The sequence below is a fragment of the Bacillus sp. sid0103 genome (genome assembly GCF_019219025.1).
In genome coordinates this window covers 1-255 of the sequence record NZ_JAHUWN010000155.1, presented here as the reverse complement: position 1 = coordinate 255, position 255 = coordinate 1, and the positions used below count along the sequence as shown (strand labels likewise).

1 rRNA gene is annotated in these 255 nt (G+C 54.5%); it reads left to right on the top strand.

The features are described from left to right. Window positions 1-255: ribosomal RNA gene (locus KW850_RS32935) — 23S ribosomal RNA — on the top strand; the annotation flags it as partial.

The window sequence follows — 255 nt, the reverse complement described above, 5'->3', positions numbered from 1 at the left end:
TACAAGTAGTCAGAGCCCGTTCATGGGTGATGGCGTGCCTTTTGTAGAATGAACCGGCGAGTTACGATCCCATGCAAGGTTAAGTTGAAGAGACGGAGCCGCAGCGAAAGCGAGTCTGAATAGGGCGATTGAGTATGTGGTCGTAGACCCGAAACCAGGTGATCTACCCATGTCCAGGGTGAAGTCCAGGTAACACTGGATGGAGGCCCGAACCCACGCACGTTGAAAAGTGCGGGGATGAGGTGTGGGTAGCGG